At 68.2% G+C, this 20,921-nt stretch carries 18 protein-coding genes and 1 tRNA gene; 9 read left to right on the plus strand and 10 right to left on the minus strand.

The window, feature by feature from the left end:
• Position 1: 1 nt before the first annotated feature.
• From EOD73_RS10650 to EOD73_RS10685, 8 genes are all read right to left on the minus strand, one after another.
• A complete protein-coding gene (locus tag EOD73_RS10650; RefSeq protein WP_127682957.1) occupies positions 2-1,771 on the minus strand; it encodes an ABC transporter ATP-binding protein in 1,770 nt (589 codons plus the stop codon).
• Entirely contained in the window at positions 1,768-3,519 is a 1,752-nt protein-coding gene (locus tag EOD73_RS10655; protein ID WP_127682958.1) for an ABC transporter ATP-binding protein, read from the minus strand. The genes EOD73_RS10650 and EOD73_RS10655 overlap by 4 nt, the downstream gene beginning before the upstream one ends.
• Positions 3,519-4,091 (minus strand): crossover junction endodeoxyribonuclease RuvC, encoded by a 573-nt coding sequence (ruvC, locus tag EOD73_RS10660; RefSeq protein WP_127682959.1) that lies wholly within the window; start codon positions 4,089-4,091, stop codon positions 3,519-3,521. Before ruvC ends, EOD73_RS10655 begins: the two co-directional genes overlap by 1 nt.
• Entirely contained in the window at positions 4,091-5,095 is a 1,005-nt protein-coding gene (locus EOD73_RS10665; RefSeq protein ID WP_240660672.1) for a phosphatidate cytidylyltransferase, read from the minus strand. The genes ruvC and EOD73_RS10665 overlap by 1 nt, the downstream gene beginning before the upstream one ends.
• The gene (locus EOD73_RS10670; RefSeq protein WP_127682960.1) at positions 5,092-5,721 is read right to left on the minus strand and encodes a lysophospholipid acyltransferase family protein; all 630 of its coding nucleotides are present in this window, start codon (positions 5,719-5,721) and stop codon (positions 5,092-5,094) included. Before EOD73_RS10670 ends, EOD73_RS10665 begins: the two co-directional genes overlap by 4 nt.
• Positions 5,722-5,749: 28 nt before the next feature.
• The gene (miaB, locus tag EOD73_RS10675; protein WP_127682961.1) at positions 5,750-7,108 is read right to left on the minus strand and encodes a tRNA (N6-isopentenyl adenosine(37)-C2)-methylthiotransferase MiaB; all 1,359 of its coding nucleotides are present in this window, start codon (positions 7,106-7,108) and stop codon (positions 5,750-5,752) included.
• Positions 7,105-7,482 carry a hypothetical protein gene (locus EOD73_RS10680; protein ID WP_127682962.1) on the minus strand — a complete coding sequence of 126 codons (378 nt, stop codon included), beginning with the start codon at positions 7,480-7,482 and terminating at the stop codon, positions 7,105-7,107. The genes miaB and EOD73_RS10680 overlap by 4 nt, the downstream gene beginning before the upstream one ends.
• An 87-nt stretch (positions 7,483-7,569) precedes the next feature.
• A tRNA-Met gene (locus EOD73_RS10685) sits at positions 7,570-7,646 on the minus strand.
• Positions 7,647-7,695: 49 nt separating this feature from the next.
• Between EOD73_RS10685 and ftsY the strand changes: the two genes are divergently transcribed.
• Positions 7,696-8,907: a signal recognition particle-docking protein FtsY gene (gene ftsY / locus EOD73_RS10690; RefSeq protein ID WP_127682963.1), complete on the plus strand. Its 1,212-nt coding sequence runs from the start codon at positions 7,696-7,698 to the stop codon at positions 8,905-8,907.
• Here the strand turns inward: ftsY and EOD73_RS10695 are convergent.
• Together EOD73_RS10695 and ffh are read right to left on the minus strand one after the other, a co-directional pair.
• The gene (locus tag EOD73_RS10695) at positions 8,870-9,433 is read right to left on the minus strand and encodes a DUF2726 domain-containing protein (protein WP_127682964.1); all 564 of its coding nucleotides are present in this window, start codon (positions 9,431-9,433) and stop codon (positions 8,870-8,872) included. The genes ftsY and EOD73_RS10695 overlap by 38 nt on opposite strands.
• A gap of 61 nt (positions 9,434-9,494) precedes the next feature.
• On the minus strand, positions 9,495-10,856 hold the full coding sequence (gene ffh, locus EOD73_RS10700; RefSeq protein WP_127682965.1) for a signal recognition particle protein: 1,362 nt from the start codon (positions 10,854-10,856) through the stop codon (positions 9,495-9,497).
• A gap of 85 nt (positions 10,857-10,941) precedes the next feature.
• On the opposite strand from ffh, the gene EOD73_RS10705 reads away from it, so the two are divergent.
• The 8 genes from EOD73_RS10705 to EOD73_RS17650 all read left to right on the plus strand — a co-directional run.
• Positions 10,942-11,709: a cytochrome C assembly family protein gene (locus EOD73_RS10705; protein ID WP_240660673.1), complete on the plus strand. Its 768-nt coding sequence runs from the start codon at positions 10,942-10,944 to the stop codon at positions 11,707-11,709.
• A 21-nt stretch (positions 11,710-11,730) separates the two neighbouring features.
• Positions 11,731-11,958, plus strand: a complete 228-nt coding sequence (locus EOD73_RS18015) for a PP0621 family protein (protein ID WP_375137440.1) — start codon at positions 11,731-11,733, stop codon at positions 11,956-11,958.
• Between the two features lie 2 nt (positions 11,959-11,960).
• Positions 11,961-13,667 carry a sensor histidine kinase gene (locus tag EOD73_RS10710; RefSeq protein WP_127682966.1) on the plus strand — a complete coding sequence of 569 codons (1,707 nt, stop codon included), beginning with the start codon at positions 11,961-11,963 and terminating at the stop codon, positions 13,665-13,667.
• A 2-nt stretch (positions 13,668-13,669) separates the two neighbouring features.
• Entirely contained in the window at positions 13,670-15,109 is a 1,440-nt protein-coding gene (locus EOD73_RS10715; protein WP_127682967.1) for a sigma-54-dependent transcriptional regulator, read from the plus strand.
• On the plus strand, positions 15,096-15,698 hold the full coding sequence (gene ampD, locus EOD73_RS10720) for a 1,6-anhydro-N-acetylmuramyl-L-alanine amidase AmpD (RefSeq protein ID WP_127682968.1): 603 nt from the start codon (positions 15,096-15,098) through the stop codon (positions 15,696-15,698). Before EOD73_RS10715 ends, ampD begins: the two co-directional genes overlap by 14 nt.
• 415 nt (positions 15,699-16,113) lie before the next feature.
• Positions 16,114-18,996: a ribonucleoside-diphosphate reductase subunit alpha gene (locus tag EOD73_RS10725; protein ID WP_127682969.1), complete on the plus strand. Its 2,883-nt coding sequence runs from the start codon at positions 16,114-16,116 to the stop codon at positions 18,994-18,996.
• Positions 18,997-19,265: 269 nt separating this feature from the next.
• Positions 19,266-20,405, plus strand: a complete 1,140-nt coding sequence (locus tag EOD73_RS10730) for a ribonucleotide-diphosphate reductase subunit beta (RefSeq protein WP_127682970.1) — start codon at positions 19,266-19,268, stop codon at positions 20,403-20,405.
• Positions 20,406-20,629: 224 nt separating this feature from the next.
• The coding region (locus tag EOD73_RS17650; RefSeq protein ID WP_205702447.1) for a hypothetical protein at positions 20,630-20,921 on the plus strand (292 nt) is incomplete at its 3' end.

Raw genomic sequence — 20,921 nt, forward strand, 5'->3', positions numbered from 1 at the left:
GTCAGTCCTCCAACTGCTGCAACTGCACGAGGCGTTGGTAGACGCCGCCGTCCACCGCCATCAGCTCGGCGTGGGTGCCTTGCTCGACCAAGCGGCCGTGGTGCAGCACCAAGATGCGGTCGGCATCGCAAACCGTGGACAGGCGGTGGGCCACGGCGATCACGGTGACCCGGCCGCGCAGCTGCGCCAGGGCTTCGCCCAAGCGGGCCTCGGTCGCGCTGTCGATGTTGGCCGTGGCCTCGTCCAAGAGCAGCACCTTGGGCCGTCCGGCCAGCGCGCGGGCCATGGCCAGCAGCTGCTTCTGACCGGTGCTGAGTTGCACGCCGCCTTCGCCCAAGAGCGTGTCGTAGCCCTGGGGCAGGGCCACCAAGGTGTCGTGCAGGCGGGCGGCTTGCGCGGCGGCTTCCAGGTCGGCGTCGCTCAGGTCCATGCGCCCCATGCGCAGGTTGTCGCGGGCGCTGGCCGGCATGAGCTGGGGCTCTTGCGGCACCAAGGCCAAGTCGCGGCGCAGCGCGGCCTCGTCCAAATCGGCCAGCGGCTGGCCGTCCACCCAGACCTGCCCGGCGCGCGGCGGGTAAAAGCGCAGCAGCAGGCTCAGCAAGGTGCTTTTGCCGCTGCCCGTGTGGCCCACCAAACCCACGAGGCTCCCCGCCGGGATGCGCACGTCGAAGGGGTGCAACACGTCGGGCCCGTCGCCGTAGCCGGCGCGCAGGCCGTCGAGGTGCAAGGCCCCGGCTTCGATGCGCGCGGGCCCTTGCGGCGGTGCTTCGGCCGGCTCTTGCAGCAGGACCCCCACGCGGGCGGCCGCCACCAGGCTTTGCTGCAACTGGCCGAACTGCATGGTGATCTGGATCAGGGGCTCCACCACGCGGGCCAGGTAGGCCAGGAAGGCGTACAGCAGGCCGACCTCCACGCCCGAGAGCTCGCGGCGTGCGAAGCCGTAGATCAAGGCCACCATCAACAGCACGTTGAGCAGGTCCAGGGCCGGGCGCAGCAGCCAGGCGTTGGCACTGAGCTCTTGCATGCGCGCCGCGTAGTGCTGGGCGTTGTGGCCGGCAAAGCGCCGGCCGAAGCGGGGCAGGGCCCCGCTGGCCTGGAGCACCGCCATGCCAGCCAGGTTCTCGGCCAATTGCGCGTTGATGTCGCTCTTCAGGGCGCGGGCCTGCGCCACGGCCGGTGCCGACAGGCGTTGGTACAGCCACACGATGCCGACCATGGCCGGCGCCAGCAAGGCCACGATGAGCATCAGGCGCCAATCCAGGTAGGCCATGGCCGCCAGTGCGCCGAGCACCACGATGCCCGAGTCCAGCATCACGTACAGCACCTGGCGGTAGAGCTGGTTCACGCTCTCGGTGTCGTTGGTCACGCGACTGACCAGGGCCCCCGTGATTTGCGTGTCGAAAAAGCGCATGGGCAGCGCGAGCACGTGCGCGTACACCTGCTCGCGCAGGCGCCGCACGGCGTTGCGCGCCACGCCCGCCATGCGCGTGAGTTGCGCATAGCGCACCACGCTGGCGGTGATGCCCGCCCCCAGCAGCGCGGCCAGCAGCCCCGCCATGCCAGCGACATCGTCAAAGCGGCCGGGCAACAGGTAATGGTCGATGTAATGCTTGCCCAGCAGGGGCCCCACGGCCTCGAGCGCCGCGGCCAGCACCAGCCAGGCGATGCCCACCAGCACCGTGCGGCGCTCGGGCGAGGCCATGCGCCACAGCAGGCGCGTGGCGTCGCCGGCGCTGGACTGGGCGGTGTCGCGGGCGTTCGAGGGCGTCATGCCAGGGAGGCCTCCAGCTGCTGGTAGCGCCATTGCGTGGCGTACCAGCCGTTCAGGGCCAGCAGCTCGGCGTGCGTCCCACGCTCGCTCACGCGGCCCTCGCGCAACACGACGATCTCGTCGGCCTCCATGGCCGCACTCAGCCGGTGGGTGACCACCAGCAGCGCGCAGGCCGGGCGGTCCTGGCGAAGCTGCCGCAAGGCGCCCAAGATTTGTGACTCGGTGCCGGTGTCCACGGCCGATAGCGCATCGTCCAAGAGCAGCAAGGGCGCGTGGCTGAGCAGCGCGCGGGCGATGGCCACGCGCTGGCGCTGGCCGCCGCTCAGCGAGACGCCCTTCTCGCCCACCACTGTGGCGTAGCCCTGGGGCAGGCGCAGCACGTCCTCGTGCAAGGCCGCCAGGCGGGCGGCGGCCTCGACCTCTTCGTCCCGCGCTTCGGGTCGGGCCAGGGCGATGTTGTCCCGCACCGAGGCGCTGAACAAGAAGGGCTCCTGCGGCACCCAGGCGATGGCAGCGCTGAGCGCCTCGCGACGCCAGGCGGCCAGCGGCGCGCCGTCGAGCTCGATGGCCCCTTGGCGCGGCGCCCATTGGCGCAGCAGGCCGCGCAGCAGCGTGGTCTTCCCTGCGCCGGTGGGGCCCACCACGGCCAGCACGCGCCCCGGGTCGAGCGCCAAAGTGACCCCGTGCAGCACCTCGGGGGCGTCGGGGCCGTAGCCCAGGTGCAGCTCGGACACGCGCAGCCGGGCGCGCTCGACCGGGCCACGATCGCCGCTGTCTACCAGGGTGTCGGGCGCCTGCAGCACCGGGGCCAGGCGCGTCCACGCGGCGCGGCCACGCTCCAGCAAGGAGAGCACCCAGCCCGCGGCGAACATCGGCCAGATGAGGTGGCCGAGCAGCATCGTGAAGGCGGTAAGTTGACCCACGCTCAACTCGCCCTGGGCCACGAGGTAACCGCCCATGCCCAAGGCCAGCACCGTGGCCGTGGTCAGCGACAGGCCCACGGCCGGTTCGTACGCGGCTTCCCAGCGCTGGGCCCGGAAGCTGGCCTGCACCGAGGCCTCGGCCCAGCGGCCGAAGGCCGCCGCTTCTTGGCCGGCCAGGCCCATGGCCCGCACGGTGCGCAAGTTCGTCAGGCTTTGCTGGGCTTGGCGGCTCATGCCCGAAAAATGGTCCAATGACTGCGCCCAGGCTTGGTGCACCCGTTCCGAAATCGCCCAGAAGGCCCAGGCCATGAAGGGAAAGGGCAGCAGGGCCACCAGGCCCAAGCGCCAGTCGATCCCCACGACCATGGTCAGCAGCACCAGCACGAAGGTCATCGTGCCGTCGAAGCCCGCCAGCATGGCCTCGCCCGAGGCCTGCTCCACCGCGTCCACGTCGTTGGTGGCCAAGGCCATCAGGTCGCCGCCCCGCTGCACTTGAAAGTAAGCCGGCGCCTGTCGCCCCAGGTGCTCGAACAGTTGCACGCGCAGCTGCTGGCCCAGCTTGAACGACGCGCCGAACAGCACCAAGCGCCAGCCCACCCGCAGGCCGTACACGGCCAGCCCCGCGGCGAGCAATCCGCCCAGCGGCGCCCACAGCGCGTCGCCCCGCAGGCCGCCGGCCACCAGGCGGTCGACCATGCCGCCCACGTGCCGTGGGATCCACACCTGCAACAAGGCGATGGCGAACAGCATCAGTGCCGCCGCCGCGTAGGCGCGCCGGTGCTGCCCGATGAATTGGCGCAGCAGCGCCCCCAAGGTGGCCGGCATCAGTAGGTCCGGCCGCCCTTGAACTGCGCGTGCTGGCGCCGCAGCAGGCTGCCCTTGCTGGCCATGGCCGCGAAGCTGACGCTGGCGTGCGCGTGCATGATGGCCAGCCCCAGCGCGTCGGCCGCGTCCTTGCCGGGCACCCCAGGCAGCTGCAGCAGGCGCTGCACCATGGCCTGAACCTGCTCCTTTTTGGCCAGGCCGTGGCCGACGACGGCCTTCTTCATCTGCAGCGCGGTGTACTCGCTGACGGCCAGGCCCTCGCTGGTGAGCGCCGCCAGCGCCGCGCCACGCGCTTGGCCCAGCAAGAGCGTGCTTTGCGGGTTGACGTTGACGAAGACGATCTCGACCGCCGCGCACGCTGGGCGGTAGGTCTGAACCACCTCGCGCACGCCTTCGAACAGGATCTTGATGCGCCCCGGCAAATCGCCCACGGGGATGCCGGCGCCGGTGGTTTTGATGGTGCCACTGGCCACGTAGGCCAGGCGCGGGCCGTCGGCGTCAATCACCCCAAAGCCGGTCGTCTGCAAGCCCGGGTCGATGCCCAGGATGCGTTGCAAGCCGGGGGCGGCCATCAGAGTTGGAAGTACCAGCGCACCGAGTGGAAGAAGATCGGCGCGGCAAAGCACAGCGCGGCCGTGCGGTCCAGCAGGCCGATGGCGCCGGTGATGGCGCTGCGGTTGCCCCAGTAGTGCACGCCGGCCTCGCGCTTGAGCGCCTTCATGACCAAGGCGCCCAGGGTGCCCGCGCCGGCCGCGATGAAGGCCAGCACGAAGGCCTGTCCGACCTTGAACGGGGTCATCCAGTACAGCAGGGTGCCGGTCATGGCGCCCGACAGGGAGCCGATCCACCACACCCGCTTGCTGAACGAGCGGCTGATGCGGCGCGCCACCGGCCGACGCCGCAAGGTGCGGCTGGCCACTTCTTGCATCACCTGCGCGACCGAAACGACCATCACCAAGAAGAACAGCAGGAAGGCGCCCCGCCCTTGGTAGCGCGGGAAGTCCAGCAGCAGCAGCGCCGGACCGTGCGAGAGGCCGTAAACGCAGACCATGATCCCCCACTGGATCTTGGCGTTGCGTTCCAGGAAGCGGCGCGGGTCGTCGGCCAAGGCGCTGATCACCGGGATGGCCAGGAAGGCGTAGACCGGGATGAACACCGTGAACAGGTCGAAGCGCCGCAGGGCAACGATCACGTACTGCGCGGGCAGCACGAAGAAGAAGGCCGCGATCAGCGCCCGGTGGTCGCTGCGCGTGGTGTGCTGAAGGGTGATGAACTCGCGCAGGCAGAAGAACGAAAACAGCCCGCACAACAAGGTGGCCCCGACGGGGCCGCTGATCCAAGCCAGCCAAAACAGCACCGCGCCCACCCAGGAGGCGTTGAGGTCGCGCTTGAACTGCGCCCGCGCGCTGCGCGGGTCGACCTGCAAGGCTTCGGATGGGTGCTTCAGCCGGTAGAGCAAGCCGCCGATGGTCACCACCAGCAGCAGGCCGAACAAGATCGCGAACAGCAGGGCCACGTGGGTGGCCGCGTCCTGCGCCTTGAGCTGGCGGAACATGGAAACGATGGTGTCGATCATGCGCGCCACCCGCCCGGCTTGAGCGCCATCATTTCAGCGCGGGTGCGTTCCAAGAACGCCTTCTTGTCTTCGCCCTCCAGCACGCGGGTGGGCGTGCCGAAGGTGACCGTGCACAAGATGGGGACGGGCACCACCTCGCCCTTGGGCATCACCCGCTGCACGTTGTCGATCCAGGTCGGCACGATCTGCACGTGCGGGAACTGCTCGGCCAGGTGGTAGATGCCGCTCTTGAAGGGCAGGGGCTCGCCCTTGGCCGAGCGCGTGCCTTCCGGAAAGATCAGCAACGAGTCGCCGTTGTTGAGCGCGTCGACCAAGGGCTCCAAGGGGTCCTCGTCGGGGTTGGCCCGCGTGCGGCTGACGTACACCGTGTTGAACACGTCGGTCGTCAGCCACTGCTTGAACTTGCTCTTGGTCCAGTAGTCGCGCGCCGCGATCGCCCGCGTGCGGGGGCGCAACTCGGCCGGCAAGGCGGCCCAGATCAGCACCAGGTCGAAGTGGCTCTGGTGGTTGGCGATGTAAATCCGCTGCTCGTTCGACGGCGGGCAGCCCTTCCAGTGGCCTTGCGCGCCGGTGATGACGCGGGCGATGAAGGCCAACAACGGGCCCATGAGGTCGGCAAGACGCATGCGCGGGATCGTAGGCGCCCGACGGCGCTCAGGCGCTCGTGGTCTCCACCAGCGGCACCGCCCCGCGCAGGCTGTGCGGGTAGGCGTCGGTGATGGTGACGTCGATCAACTGGTTCATCAGCCGCTCATGACCCGGGAAGTTCACGATGCGGTTGCACTCGGTGCGGCCCATCAGCTCGGTTGCGTCCTTGCGGGCGTGGCCGGTGACCAGGACCTTCTGCGTCGAACCCACCAGGGTGCGGCTGATGTCCCAGGCGTGGGCCTCGATGGCGGCTTGCAACTGCTGCAGGCGGGCCACCTTGACCTCGTAGGGCGTGTCGTCCGGCAGGTTGGCCGCCGGCGTGCCCGGGCGCGGGCTGAAGATGAAGCTGAAGGAGGCGTCGAAGCCCACGTCTTCGACCAGCTTCATGGTCTTGGCGTGGTCCTCGTCGGTTTCACCGGGGAAGCCCACGATGAAGTCGGAGGCGATGCGGATGTCGGGCCGGATGGCGCGCAGCTTGCGCACCGTGCTCTTGAACTGGATGGCGCTGTAGCCGCGCTTCATGGCGGCCAGGATGCGGTCGGAGCCGTGCTGCACCGGCAGGTGCAGGTGGTTCACCAACTGCGGCACCTTGGCGTAGGCGTCGACCAGGCGCTGGCTGAACTCGTTGGGGTGGCTGGTGGTGTAGCGAATGCGCTGGATGCCGGGGATTTCGCCCACGTACTCCAGCAGCAAGGCGAAGTCGGCGATCTCGCCCGTGTTGCCCATCGCGCCGCGGTAGGCATTCACGTTTTGGCCCAGCAACGTCACTTCGAGCACGCCCTGGTCGGCCAGGCCGGCGATCTCGGTCAGCACGTCGTCGAAGGGGCGGCTCACCTCTTCGCCGCGGGTGTAGGGCACCACGCAGTAGCTGCAGTACTTGCTGCAGCCTTCCATGATGGACACGAAGGCGCTGCGCCCTTCCACCTTGGCGGGCGGCAGGTGGTCGAACTTCTCGATCTCGGGGAAGGAGATGTCGACCTGCGGTTGGGCCTGGGCGCTGCGTTGCGACAGCAACTGCGGCAGGCGGTGCAGGGTCTGCGGGCCGAAGACCACGTCGACGTAGGGCGCGCGCTCGATGATGGCCGCGCCTTCTTGGCTGGCCACGCAGCCGCCCACGCCGATCTTCACGCCCTTGGCCTTGAGGTGCTTGACCCGGCCGAGGTCGCTGAAGACCTTCTCTTGCGCCTTTTCGCGCACCGAGCAGGTGTTGAACAGGATCAGGTCGGCCTGCTCAGGGTCGTTGGTCTTCTCGTAGCCCTCGGCCTGGCGCATCACGTCGGCCATCTTGTCCGAGTCGTACTCGTTCATCTGGCAACCGAAGGTCTTGATGTAGACCTTCTTGCCCGTCGTCACCGGCGCGCTCATGGCTTGATCCAAGTTTGGGTGGCGGCATCGAAGCGCCAAGCGGCGGCTTCGGCGCGCGTTTTGGGCCAGCGCTTGTTGGCCGTTTCGGCGGCGTTCAGCACCCAAACGTCCTTGATCAGGCCGTCGGACTCCTGCGTGTAATGCACCACGCGCTTGCCCTGCGCCGTCATTTCGCCCGGCGTCACCAGCAGGTTGTTCTCGTTGCGGATGCGGCTGCCCGGCGCCAGGCGGGCGGGTTTGCCGTTCAGTAGCACGGACGGCGCCACCTGCACTTGCAGGTCGCCGCGCAGGGCGTCGGCCGGAAAGGGGCGGTGGGTTTGGGCGTGGGCCGCTCCTGCGAAGGCAAGGGCGGCGATCAAGGCACAGCGAATCATGGGGTTCATCCAGGGGCTGCAATCGGTGCCGATTCGGCACAAGGAACAAAGCCCCGAGGGCGTGGGCCAACGGGGCTTTGGGGATTTTGGTGGCGCTTCAGGGATTCGAACCCCGGACCTGCGGATTATGATTCCGTCGCTCTAACCGGCTGAGCTAAAGCGCCAAGAGCCCGCTAGTATAGCCACATCCAACGGCGGCATCAAGCCCTCTCCATGTTCAGTTTTTTCAAGAAGAAGACCGAGGCCGACGATGCGTCGAGCACGGTGTTCACCGCCGTCGCCTTCGCCGACGTGCCCGGCCTCCCGCCTTCCGCTCCCGCCGAAGCCCTGCCGAGTGGGTCTGCGCATGGGCCCGCCGCTGCAACGCCCGCGCCGGCGGCGGCCGCCGAGACGGCAGCCGCCGCCCTGATGCCCAATCGGGAAGTCCCAACGCCCGCTGCCGCAATCCCGACCGAGGTCGCAGCGCCACCCGTGCAGGCCGCTGTGGCCCCCGAGCCGGCGCCGGCGCCCCGCATGGGGTGGATCGCGCGCTTGCGCGAGGGCTTGAAGAAGACGGGCTTGAGCTTGGCTGGCGTGTTCAGCCGCACGAGCATCGACGAGGCCCTGTACGAGGAACTCGAAGAGGCCTTGCTGATGGCGGACACCGGGGTCAAGGCGACCCAGTTCCTGCTGGACGAGTTGAAGCGGCGCGTGCGTGAGGCGCGGGTGACCGACCCGCAGGCCGTCAAGGGCCTGCTCACCGACGTGCTGGCGGAGTTGCTCAAGCCGCTCGAGCGGGGCCTGGAAGTCGGCCGGCACCTGCCCACCGTCATGATGGTGGTGGGCGTGAACGGGGCGGGCAAGACGACCAGCATCGGCAAGCTGACCCGGCACCTGTTGGACGCCGACCAAAAGGTGCTGCTGGCAGCGGCCGACACCTTCCGTGCCGCCGCCCGCGAGCAACTGGCCGTTTGGGCTCACCGGGCCGACGGCGCGGCCAAGGGCTCGGTGGACTTCGTCAGCCAGCAGGGGGCCGATCCCGCCGCGGTGAGCTTCGATGCGGTGAACGCGGGCAAGGCGCGGGGCGTCGACGTGGTGATCGCCGACACGGCGGGCCGCCTGCCCACGCAGTTGCACCTGATGGAAGAGCTGAAGAAGATCCAGCGCGTGATCGCCAAAGCCCAGGCCGACGCACCCCACGAGGTGCTGCTGGTGGTGGACGGCAACACCGGTCAAAACGCCTTGGCCCAGGTCCGCGCCTTCGACGACGCGCTCAAGCTCACCGGCTTGGTGGTGACCAAGCTGGACGGCACGGCCAAGGGCGGCGTGCTGGCGGCGATCGCGCGCGAGCGCCCCGTGCCGGTTTACTTCATCGGCGTGGGCGAGAAGCTCGAGGACCTGCAGACCTTCAACGCAAGAGAGTTTGCGCAGGCCTTGCTGAGTTGATGGCAGCCCGCACCGTGGCGGTGCTGGTGAAGCGTTCGACGTCCCACTCGATGACTGGCACGCCCGCGGCCTGAACGACGCGGCACAGGCGATCCCGGCGACGCAGCGCGCGTGCGCTCAACCCCTCCGGGGGCATCAACACCACGGCCACGACGCGGCTGGCGAGGTCGCAAACGGCGAAATCGGCGCTCAGGTAGCCGATGCGCGCCATCCACTCGGTGTAAGACCGGCGCGCCGGCACGCGCACCAGCCGCGACAGGGGCACCTGCGGCCACACCCAGTGTTCGGGCAGGGCCGCCACCAGCGCGGTGTGGACGGTGCGCTCGGTGCGTCCGAGCACCCGGGTGACCTCCGGGGGCCAGGCGGCCACCGTGTCTTCGGCCCGGTGGGCCCGGTGCTCGGGGAACAGGCGGGCCTCGGCGTTGGGGTCGCGCCGCTGCTGCCACCAACGGACCCAGGGGGTGTGGCGCCACCAGTGGGCGAAAGGCGTGTCGAACGCGGGGGCGGTGGGGCTGAAGGGCGGCATCCGCGCAGTCTGCGCCGGTGCCGCGTCGCGCGACGTAAGCGAGCGTGAGCGCTCGTGTCCGTCAGAAGCCCGGCAGCCCGCCCTTCATGCCGCCCATGCGCTTCATCATCTTCATCAGCCCGCCGCCGCGCATCTTCTTCATCATGTCGCGCATCTGCTCGAACTGGTTCAGGAGCCGGTTCACTTCTTGAACGTGGACCCCAGCGCCCCCGGCGATGCGCTTCTTGCGCGTGGCCTTGATGAGCTCGGGCTTGCGGCGCTCCAGGGGGGTCATCGAGTGGATGATGCCGCGCATGCGCCGCATGTCGCGCTCGGCGCGGTCCATCTGGTCGGCGCCGGCTTTGGCCGCCAGTTGGGCGGGCAGCTTGTCCATCAAGCTCGACAGGCCGCCCATCTTCTGCATCTGGGACAACTGCATCAAGAAGTCGTCGAGCGTGAAGGCATCGCCCGCCTTGAGCTTGTCGGCCAGTTGCTTGGCGGAATCCAGGTCGACGCTCTTCGTGACCTCCTCGACGAGGGCCACGATGTCGCCCATGCCCAGCACCCGGCCGGCGTGGCGTTCGCCGTCGAAGGCTTCCAGGCCGTCGATCTTTTCGCTCACGCCAGCGAACTTGATCGGCACGCCGGTGATGGCCCGCACGGACAAGGCCGCGCCGCCGCGCGAGTCGCCGTCCAGCTTGGTCAGCACCACGCCCGTGAGGGGCAGGGCCGCCTTGAAAGCCTTGGCCGTGTTGATCGCGTCCTGGCCTTGCATGGCGTCGACAACGAACAGGGTCTCGACGGGCTTCAACTCCGCGTGCAGGGCCTGGATCTCGGCCATCAGCACCTCGTCGATGGCCAGGCGGCCGGCGGTGTCGACCAGAAGCACGTCGAAGTAGTGACGGCGGGCGTGGTCGATGGCGGCGCGGGCGATGTCCAGCGGCTTCTGGTCGGGCGTGGACGGGAACCACTCCGCGCCGGCCTGGGCCGTGACCGTTTTGAGCTGCTCGATGGCCGCGGGGCGGTAGACGTCGCCCGACACGGTCAGCACCTTCTTCTTGCGCTTCTCGATGAGGTGCTTGGCCAGCTTGGCCGTCGTGGTGGTCTTGCCGGCCCCTTGCAAACCAGCCATCAGGATGACCGCCGGTGGCTGCGTGGCCAGGTTGAGGTCGGCCACGCCTTCGCCCATCGTCGCGGCGAGTTCCTTGTGCACCAGGCCCACGAGAGCCTGGCCCGGCGTGAGCGAGCCCACCACCTCCTGGCCCAAGGCCTTGTCCTTGACGCGCTGGATGAAATCCCGCACCACGGGCAAGGCGACGTCGGCCTCGAGCAGTGCCATGCGCACTTCGCGCAGCATCTCCTGGACGTTGTCCTCGGTGATGCGCGCTTGGCCGCGCATCGTCTTGACCAGCCGGCTCAGGCGATCGGCAAGGGTGGAAGCCATCGGGGGTGTCGGCGCCCGCCTTCCCAGGAGGGCACCCGTAAACTAGATCGATCGATTTTAGTGAGCGCGCCGTCGTCACCCCACCTTGATCCTCACCCTTTGCAGCGCAGTGGCCCTTTTGGCCTACGCCGCCGCGGCGTGGCGCGGTCGGAACCCGCAGGGCATGCCCTGGCTGTGGGCCGGCTGGGCTTGGCAGGCAGCGGCCTTGGTCGTTGACATCGGGGGGGTGGGGGCCAGTGCGCCCGGCGCGCGCTTCGGCGTCGGGCCCGCGCTGTCGCTGACGGTTTGGTTGGTCTTGACCGTGGCGATGCTGGAGGGGCGCTGGCTGCCGTTGGCGGCCTTGCGGCGCCCCATGGCGTTGGCCGCTGGCCTTGGCGTGGCCTTGGCCTGGGCCCTGCCCGGTCAGGCCCACCACGCCAGTTCGCCCTGGGCGCCGGTCCACTGGGCGTTGGGCCTGGCCTCGTACGGCTTGGTGGGCACGGCGGTCTTGCACGCCTGGTTGATGCAGCGGGCGGAGCGACACCTGCGCGACGCCGCCACGGCGGCGTCGCCGGGTCTGCCCCTGCTGCGCTTGGAGCGCCTGACCTTCCAGTTCGTGGCCGCCAGTGTGCTGGTCCTGGGGGCGGCCTTGGTGCTGGGCGCCGGGTTCAGTGCGAAGTGGCAGTGGGACCACAAGACGGTGTTCGCGGTGCTCTCCTGGTCGGTGCTGGCCGGCCTGTGGCTGGGCCGCTGGCGCCTGGGATGGCGGGGTCGCCAAGCGGCCCGCTGGTTGTACGTGGGCAGCGCGCTGCTGTTGCTGTCTTACGCGGGGTCGCGCTTCGTGCTCCAGGTGCTGCTGGGCCGGACGGTCTGAGGGGGTCGCTTGCTGCGTGTGGTGTTGTTGCTGCTGGTGCTGTTGTTGGTGCTTGCCTGGTGGGGCCGGCGCGGGGCCAGGCGCGACGCGCCACCCGCGGCGCCGCCACCGACGCCTGAAGGGCGCGAGCCCATGATGCGCTGTCCGCATTGCGGGGTGCACGTGCCACAGAGCCAGTCTTGGCCGGGGCGGGGCGGGGCGTTCTGCAGCGCCGAACATCGCGCCGCGCACGAGTCCGGCACTCCGTGACCGTGAGCGCGCCCCTGCTGACGCGGCTCTTGTTCCTGCGGCCGCGCCGGGCCGACGCCAACGACGGTTTCATGCGCTTGGTGCGCGGGTTCGTTCGCGCGCGGGCGGTGCTGGCCTTGGCGCTGCTGGGCTCGCAGGGCCTGGTGCAGGCGATGGTCAGCAACCTCAAATGGGAGGTGCTGCTGCTGTGCGCGGTGTACACCGGGGTGACCCTGCTGCCGGTGATGTGGCCGCAGTTCCTGCGCGGCACCAACCGCGCCAGCCTGTCGGGGCTGCGCGGCTGGCGTTGGTGGGCCAACATCGGCGTGGACGTGGTGGTGTTCAGCCTGTTGCAGGTTTTGGACCCGAGCTCTTCGGTGCCCTTCGCGGCCCTTTACATCCTGCCGGTGCTGATGAGCGGGGTGCTGGCGCCGCGCCGCATGGCCTTGGCCGCGGCGTCCTTGGCCTCGCTCGGCTTGCTGGGCGGGGCCGTTTGGGTGGGCTTGGCCGCGCCGGATTGGTCGGTGCGTTGGACCGGGTCGGGTTTGGCGGGTTTGGGCTACTTCGCCGTGGCCTTGCTGGCGGCCGAATTGGCCGAACGCTTGGCCGGCGAGCAACGGGCGGCCCAAGGCAGCCGGGCGTACGCGCGGCAGCAGTCGGCCTTGAACCAATTGGTCATCGACGAGCTTCGCGAGGGCGTCTTGGTGCTGGACCGCGACGGCTTGGTGCGCGCGGCCAACCCGGCGGCGCGCGCGCTCTTGGGCGACCGGCAGCCGGTCGAGGCCGTCACCTTCCCCTTGCGTGGCGTGCCGGCTTGGTCCGAATTGCAGGACGCGGTGGACCGGGCTTGGCGTCAGGGGCCGCAGGGCTTGGAGCGCGCCAATGTGGTGCTGCATTGGCCCGAGGCCCCGTCGCGCCGATTGCGCACGCGGCTGCGCTTCATCCGCAGCGCCGAGGCGGATGGGGCGGAAGACCTCTGTCTGCTGCTGATGGAAGACCAGGCCACGCTCGTGGCCCGTGCCCAGCAAGAAAAGTTGGCGGCCATGGGCCGCATGTCGGCCAGCATCGCCCACGAGATTCGCAACCCGCTGTCGGCGATTTCCCAGGCCAACGCGCTGCTGGCCGAAGACTTGCAGGCGGACGTTGGTGCGCAGCGCCTGGCCGCCATGGTGGACAGCAACGTCAAGCGCTTGCAGCGCATCGTCGACGAGGTGGCCCTGCTCGCGGCGCCCTTGCCGGTCGAGTCGGCCCGCCTGGACGCCAAGGCCTTGGTGCAGGAGGTGTGCGACGACTGGCTGCGAACGCAGCCCAAAGGGACCGGCGAGACCGTGGCACTTGCCCTGGACCCGGCGGTGGGCGCCGTTCAGTTCGACGCCGAGCACCTGCGCCGGGTGCTGATCAACCTGCTCGACAACGGTTGGCGCCACGCCCAGGATGCCCCGCCCGCGTGGCTGCAGGTGACGCTCGACACGTTGGACGAACGCCAGGTCCGCTTGGCCGTGGTCAACCCGGGGCCGCCGATGTCGCCCGAGGTCGAGCGGCACATGTTCGAGCCCTTCTTTTCGTCCCGGAGCCGCGGCTCGGGGCTCGGCTTGACGATTTGCCGTGAGCTGTGCGAACGCTACGGTGCGCGGATCGACTACCAAGCACGCCTGGTGCAAGGCACGCCAGCAGTGGCCTTCGTCGTCACGCTGCGGGGACTGCCCGCCTTGAACGCAGAATCGCACTGACCATGGCGACCACCCCTTCCGACCGACTGCTCGTCATCGACGACGAGCCCGATCTGCGCACGCTGTACGAGATGACCTTGCTGCGCGAGGGCTACAACCTAGTCAGTGCGGGCACGGTTTCGGAGGCCCTGGCCTTGCTGGAGCAAGAGCGCTTCACGGCGGTGATCAGCGACATGCGCTTGCCCGACGGCTCGGGGCTGGACGTGCTGGCCTGGCTGGAACGCGCGCAGCGGCCCGAACGGGTCGTGGTCATCACTGCGCACGGCTCGGCCGAGAACGCCGTCGAGGCCCTCAAGGCGGGGGCCTTCGACTACCTCACCAAGCCCGTGGACCTGCGGCAGTTCCGCAGCGTGGTGGCCAGCGCAACGGGCCGGGATGCGCAACGGAGCCGGCGCGAGGCGGCGGCCAGCGCGCCGCTGGTGCGCAGCGAGGCCCTGGGGCGACTGGCCGGCGAGAGCGAGGTCATGCACCAGGTGCGTGCGCTCATCGACAAGGTGTCGCGTTCCATGGCGCCCGTGCTGTTGCAAGGCGAAAGTGGCACGGGCAAGGAGTTGGTGGCCCGCGCCATCCACGGCCAAGGACCCCGTGCCGGGCTGCCCTTCGTGGCGGTGAACTGCGGGGCGATCCCCGAGCATCTGCTGGAGGCCGAGTTCTTTGGCTACCGCAAGGGTGCCTTCACCGGTGCGGCGGAAGACCGCGAGGGCTTCTTCCAAGCGGCGCAGGGCGGCACGCTGTTCTTGGACGAAATCGGCGACCTGCCCCTGGCCATGCAAAGCAAGCTGCTGCGTGCCATCCAAGAGCGCGCCGTGCGGCCGGTCGGTGCTGTGGCCGAGACCCCGGTCAACCTGCGCCTGGTCAGTGCCACGCACAAGGACCTGGCGGCCGAAGTGACTGCCGGTCGCTTCCGGCAGGACCTTTTCTACCGCCTCAACGTCATCCAGATCCGTGTGCCGCCGTTGCGCGAGCGCCTGCAGGACCTGGACGACATCGCCCAGGCCTTGCTGCAGCGCATCGCCGCCGACGCTGGCGTGGTGCCCGCGCCCAGCTTGAGTGCCTCGGCCCTGCAGCGGCTGCGGGCCTACCCCTTCCCTGGCAACGTTCGGGAGTTGGAGAACGTGCTGCACCGCGCCTTGGCGCTGAGTGGGGGGCAGTTGTTGGAGGCCGAGGACCTCGACCTGCCCGACGCCCAGGGTTTGGCCCTGCCCGTCGAGCGCGAGGCCGAGCCCGTGACGGCGCCCACGCCCTTGGCCGAAGGCCCGCTGCCCGACGACCTGGCCGCCTACCTGGACCGGGTGGAGCGGGTGGTGCTCGAGCGGGCGCTGGCGGCGCACCGCTACAACCGAACGGCCGCGGGCGCCAGCCTGGGGCTGTCCCTGCGGCAGATGCGCTACCGGATGGCCCGCTTGGGCATCGGCGGCCCCGAAGGCGATGGTGGTGCCTGAGCCGCGTCGTAAGGTCCCGGTGGCTTGGGACGAGGGGTGGTGGCGGCCAGCGCGGCGCAGCCCGTCGCCCAACCAGGGCGAGCGCCCTGCCGGCCTGGCCGTGGACCTGGTGGTGCTGCACTCCATCAGCCTGCCGCCCGGCTGCTACGGCGGTCCCGAGGTGGAGGACCTGTTCCTGAACCGCCTGGACACCACACGGGATCCCCAACTGGCGGCGCTGGCCGGCTTGACGGTGTCGGCGCACTTCTTCATTCGGCGCGACGGGGAGTGCGTGCAGTTCGTGCCGGTGCACCGCCGGGCCTGGCACGCCGGGGTGTCCACGTTCCAAGGTCGGCCGGCCTGCAACGACTTCTCGGTGGGCATTGAACTCGAGGGCCTGGAGGGGCGGACCTTCGAGCGGCGGCAGTATGGGGTGTTGACGCAATTGCTCAAGGCCTTGCGACAGGTGCTGCCTTTGCGGGCAGTGACCGGGCACGAGCACATCGCCCCCGATCGCAAGCGCGACCCCGGCCCAGGCTTCGATTGGGTGGGCTTGAGGCGCCAGCTCCGTTGGTCGCCCGCCCGCTTCCCGGATGTGCCAACGGCTTGATTTTCCGGGCCCGCCGGGGGAGATTGGGCTCGCCGGGCCCGTGAAATCGTGCTCGCCCGGCCAAAAGCGCCGTGGCGCGCGTGCTGGCGCGATTTCGGGCGGTTTTGCGTGGTGTGGCAGGCCATGAATTCGGCCGCTGTCAAGCGGGCAAGCACGCTAGGGATAGTGGTTGAGGGGGCTGGGGGCACTAGATATAGTGGCTGTGCTATCCTGACACCCTCTCGACGAGCAGCAGCCCGCCGAAGGGTTCTGCCGCCGGCAGGACCCCTTGGCCAGGCGCCCCGGCGGCCCGCCATGGGCCCCTCTTGAGGTGGTTTGGGGCCCGACTGCCGTCTCCCGTTCAACGCTCCTTCGTTCTTTCCGTCGGGTGTCGCCCATGGCGCGCCCGTTGTTGCCCCTTTTTCGAGGAATTTCCATGCACAGCATCCACAGCAGCACCGCCGATGCCCCGCGCCTGGCTCCGCATGCCGCCGACGTGGCGAGCACGCCCAGCGCCTACACGGCCTACCAAATCATTCGCCGCAACGGCGCGGTGGTTTCGTTCGAGCCGAGCAAGATCGCGGTGGCGCTGATGAAGGCCTTCTTGGCGGTGCATGGGGCGCAAGGTGCGGCGTCGGCCAGCGTGCGCGAGACGGTCGACGGCCTGACCGAGGCGGTGGTGCGCGCCCTGCTGCGTTCGCGCCCGGGCGGTGGCACCTTCCACATCGAAGACGTGCAAGACAACGTGGAGCTGGCGCTGATGCGCGGGGGCCACCACGAGATCGCGCGCGCCTACGTGCTGTACCGCGAGCGTCGCAGCGCCGAGCGCGCGGCCAAGGGCGAGGCGCCGGTCGCGGCGCCGGCCGCCGCCGAGCTCTACGTCACCGACAACGGCCAACGCCGTCCGCTGGACCTGGCCGCGCTGCAGGGCGTGATCGCGGCGGCGTGCGCCGGCCTGGGCGCGGAAGTCCGGCCCGAGCCGATCCTGGCCGAAACCCAGCGCAACCTGTACGACGGCGTGCCCCTGGACGAGGTCTACAAGGCCGCCATCTTGTCGGCGCGCACGATGATCGAGAAGGAGCCGGGTTACACCCGCGCCACCGCCCGCTTGCTGATGCACACGATCCGCAAGGAGATCCTGGGCCGCGAAGTCACGCAAGCCGAGGCCGGTGCCGCCTACCTCGAGTACTTCCCGAAGTTCATCAAGAAGGGCGTCGACGCCGAGCTGCTCGACCCCCGTCTGGCCCAGTACGACCTGGCCAAGCTGGCCGCCGCTTTGAAGAGCGAGCGCGATTTGGCCTTCGACTACCTCGGCCTGCAGACCCTGTACGACCGCTACTTCCTGCACATCAAGAAGACCCGCATCGAAATGCCGCAGGCCTTCTTCATGCGCGTGGCCATGGGCCTGGCGTTGAACGAGATCGACCGCGAAGCCCGCGCCATCGAGTTCTACGAAGTCCTGTCGAGCTTTGACTTCATGAGCAGCACGCCCACGCTGTTCAACAGCGGCACCCTGCGTTCGCAGCTGTCCAGCTGCTACCTGACCACCGTGGCCGACGACCTCGACGGCATCTACGAGGCCATCAAGGAAAACGCGCTGCTGAGCAAGTACGCCGGCGGCTTGGGCAACGACTGGACCCCGGTGCGCGCGCTGGGCAGCCACATCAAGGGTACCAACGGCGAAAGCCAGGGCGTCGTGCCCTTCCTCAAGGTGGTGAACGACACCGCCGTGGCGGTGAACCAAGGCGGCAAGCGCAAGGGCGCCGTCTGCGCCTACTTGGAAACTTGGCACCTGGACATCGAAGAGTTCCTGGAGCTGCGCAAGAACACCGGCGACGACCGCCGTCGCACCCACGACATGAACACGGCGAACTGGATTCCCGACCTGTTCATGAAGCGCGTGATCGAAGGCAAGGACTGGAGCCTCTTCAGCCCCAGCACCACGCCCGACCTGCACGACCTGTTCGGGGCCGACTTCGAGAAGGCCTACGTGGCGTATGAAGAGCGCGCTGCCCGCGGCGAGATCAAGCCCTACAAGAAGGTGGCTGCGCGCGACCTGTGGCGCAAGATGCTCACGATGCTGTTCGAAACCGGCCACCCTTGGATCACTTTCAAGGACGCCTGCAACGTGCGCAGCCCGCAGCAGCACGCCGGCGTGGTGCACAGCAGCAACCTGTGCACCGAGATCACGCTGAACACCAACGACAGCGAGATCGCCGTCTGCAACCTGGGCTCGGTCAACCTGGCCCAGCACTTGAAGGACGGTCAGATCGACCACGAGAAGGTGCGCCGCACCGTGCGCGTGGCCATGCGCATGCTCGACAACGTCATCGACATCAACTACTACGCCGTCAAGAAGGCCCGCGACAGCAACCTGCGCCACCGCCCGGTCGGCCTGGGCATCATGGGCTTCCAGGACGCGCTGTACCAACTGCGCATCCCCTACGCCAGCCAAGAGGCCGTGGACTTCGCCGATCGCTCGATGGAAGCGATCTGCTTCAACGCCTACTGGGCCAGCACCGAATTGGCCGAAGAGCGCGGTCGCTACAGCACCTACAAGGGTTCGCTGTGGGACCGTGGCATCCTGCCGCTGGACACCCTGAAGCTGTTGGAAGAAGCCCGCGGTGGTCACGTCGACGTCGACCGCAGTGCCACCCTGAACTGGGACTCGCTGCGCGAACGCATCGCCCAACACGGCATGCGCAACAGCAACTGCGTGGCCATCGCCCCCACCGCCACCATCTCGAACATCATTGGCGTGGACGCCTCGATCGAGCCGAGCTTCGGCAACATCTCGGTCAAGTCGAACCTGTCGGGCGAGTTCACCGTGGTCAACGAGTACCTGGTGCGCGACCTGAAGAAGCTCGGCCTGTGGGACGAGGTCATGGTCATGGACCTCAAGCACTTTGACGGCTCGCTGCGCCGCATCGATCGCGTGCCCGAAGAGCTGAAGAACCTCTACGCCACCGCCTTCGAGATCGAAACTGTGTGGCTGATCGAAGCCGGCGCCCGTCGCCAGAAATGGATCGACCAGGCGCAGAGCCTGAACATCTACATGGCCGGCGCCTCGGGCCGCAAGCTCGACGAAACCTACAAGCTGGCGTGGACGCGCGGTCTGAAAACCACCTACTACCTGCGCACCGTGGGCGCCACCCACGCCGAGAAGAGCACCGTGTCGAAGGCCGGCCAGCTCAACGCGGTGTCGGCCACGCCCTTGGCTGCTGTGGCGGCGCCGGCCATGGCCGCCGAGCCCGAGCTGCCCGCCACGGACATGAAGTTCTGCAGCATCGACAACCCCGATTGCGAGGCCTGCCAATAAGCGCCTTGAGCTCGGGTTCGCCCGGCCTTCGTGGCCGGGCGAGTTGCGGTGCTGACGTGGCCGCCAAGGGCCTGCTGCAGGCCTTCTGGGTTCGATGTTTCGGGTCGGTTTGATCGAAAGATTGAACGTTTAAACGTTCGAGTATTTAAACGTTCAAGGGTTTCGATGCAATCGAGCAACGGAATTCCAAACGCGTCACGAACGTTCGCAAGAAATCGCTTGGTGATTTGCGAACAGTGATTTGATAATTTGCAAGAAGAGGAACGCCCATGTTGCATTGGGAAGACGAAGCCAAAACCAGCAATCCTTTTGCTGCACCGCCCTCGGGCTCGATGACCGGCCATGCCCCGGTCGGCGCCAGCGTCACCCCTTCCCACGGTTCCGACACGGCGCACCGCGTGAACGTCGCGGACAAACGCATCATCAATGCGAAGACCGACGTCAACCAATTGGTGCCCTTCAAGTACAAGTGGGCTTGGGAAAAGTACCTCGCCACCTGCGCCAACCATTGGATGCCGCAGGAAGTGAACATGAGCCGCGACATCGCGCTCTGGAAAGATCCGAACGGTTTGACGGACGACGAGCGCCGCATCATCAAGCGCAACCTCGGTTTCTTCGTGACCGCCGATTCGCTGGCCGCCAACAACATCGTGTTGGGCACCTACCGGCACATCACGGCGCCCGAATGCCGCCAGTTTTTGCTGCGGCAGGCATTTGAAGAGGCGATCCACACCCACGCCTACCAGTACATCGTGGAGTCGCTGGGCCTGGACGAGGGCGAAATCTTCAACGCCTACAACGAGGTGCCCTCGATCCGCGACAAGGACGAGTTCCTGATCCCCTTCATCGAGGCGATCATGGACCCCGCCTTCAAGACGGGCACGCCGCAGGCCGACCAGACCTTGCTCAAGAGCCTGATCGTCTTCGCGTGCTTGATGGAGGGCCTGTTCTTCTACGTTGGGTTCACGCAGATTTTGGCGATGGGTCGCCAAAACAAGATGACGGGCGCGGCCGAGCAGTACCAGTACATCCTGCGCGATGAATCGATGCACTGCAATTTCGGCATCGACCTGATCAACGCGTTGAAGATGGAAAACCCCCATCTCTGGACGGCCGAGTTCAAGGCGGAAATCAAGGCCTTGTTCTTGAAGGCCGTGGAGCTGGAGTACCGCTACGCCGAGGACACCATGCCCCGTGGTGTCTTGGGATTGAATGCCGCGATGTTCAAGGGTTACCTGCGCTACATCGCCAACCGCCGTGCGGTGCAGATTGGATTGGATCCCTTGTTCCCGAACGAGGAAAACCCTTTCCCTTGGATGAGCGAAATGATCGACCTGAAGAAGGAACGCAACTTCTTCGAAACCCGGGTCATCGAATACCAGAGCGGTGGGGCACTGAGCTGGGATTGATGAGCGGGCCCGAGGCAGGGGCCGGGTTGATCTGACGACGAGGTTGGTGATGCAAACAACGGTCGCTGGTGGCATTCAGGCGCAGAACCTGGAGTGCCAGCGGCCTTCGAAATTCATTGCGCAAGCGCCAGCACCCGGGTGCTGGCGGGCGTGCAGTGAATGACCGTACCGCCGCAATACGGTTGTAGGCGGACGGTGTTCTTCCCTTGATCAAGGAGATAACCATGGCAACTGCAACGAAGAAGGCCGCCCCGGCCAAGAAGGCCGCTCCGGCCAAGAAGGCCGCCGCCAAGCCGGCCGCCAAGCCCGCCGCAAAGAAGGCTGCTGCCAAGCCGGCCGCCAAGCCCGCCGCGAAGAAGGCTGCTGCCAAGCCGGCCGCCAAGCCCGCTGCGAAGAAGGCTGCTGCCAAGCCGGCCGCCAAGCCCGCTGCGAAGAAGGCTGCTGCCAAGCCGGCCGCCAAGCCCGCTGCGAAGAAGGCTGCTGCCAAGCCGGCCGCCAAGCCCGCTGCGAAGAAGG

It is taken from the genome of Inhella crocodyli, from assembly GCF_004004565.1.
GTDB classification, from domain to species: domain Bacteria; phylum Pseudomonadota; class Gammaproteobacteria; order Burkholderiales; family Burkholderiaceae_C; genus Inhella; species Inhella crocodyli.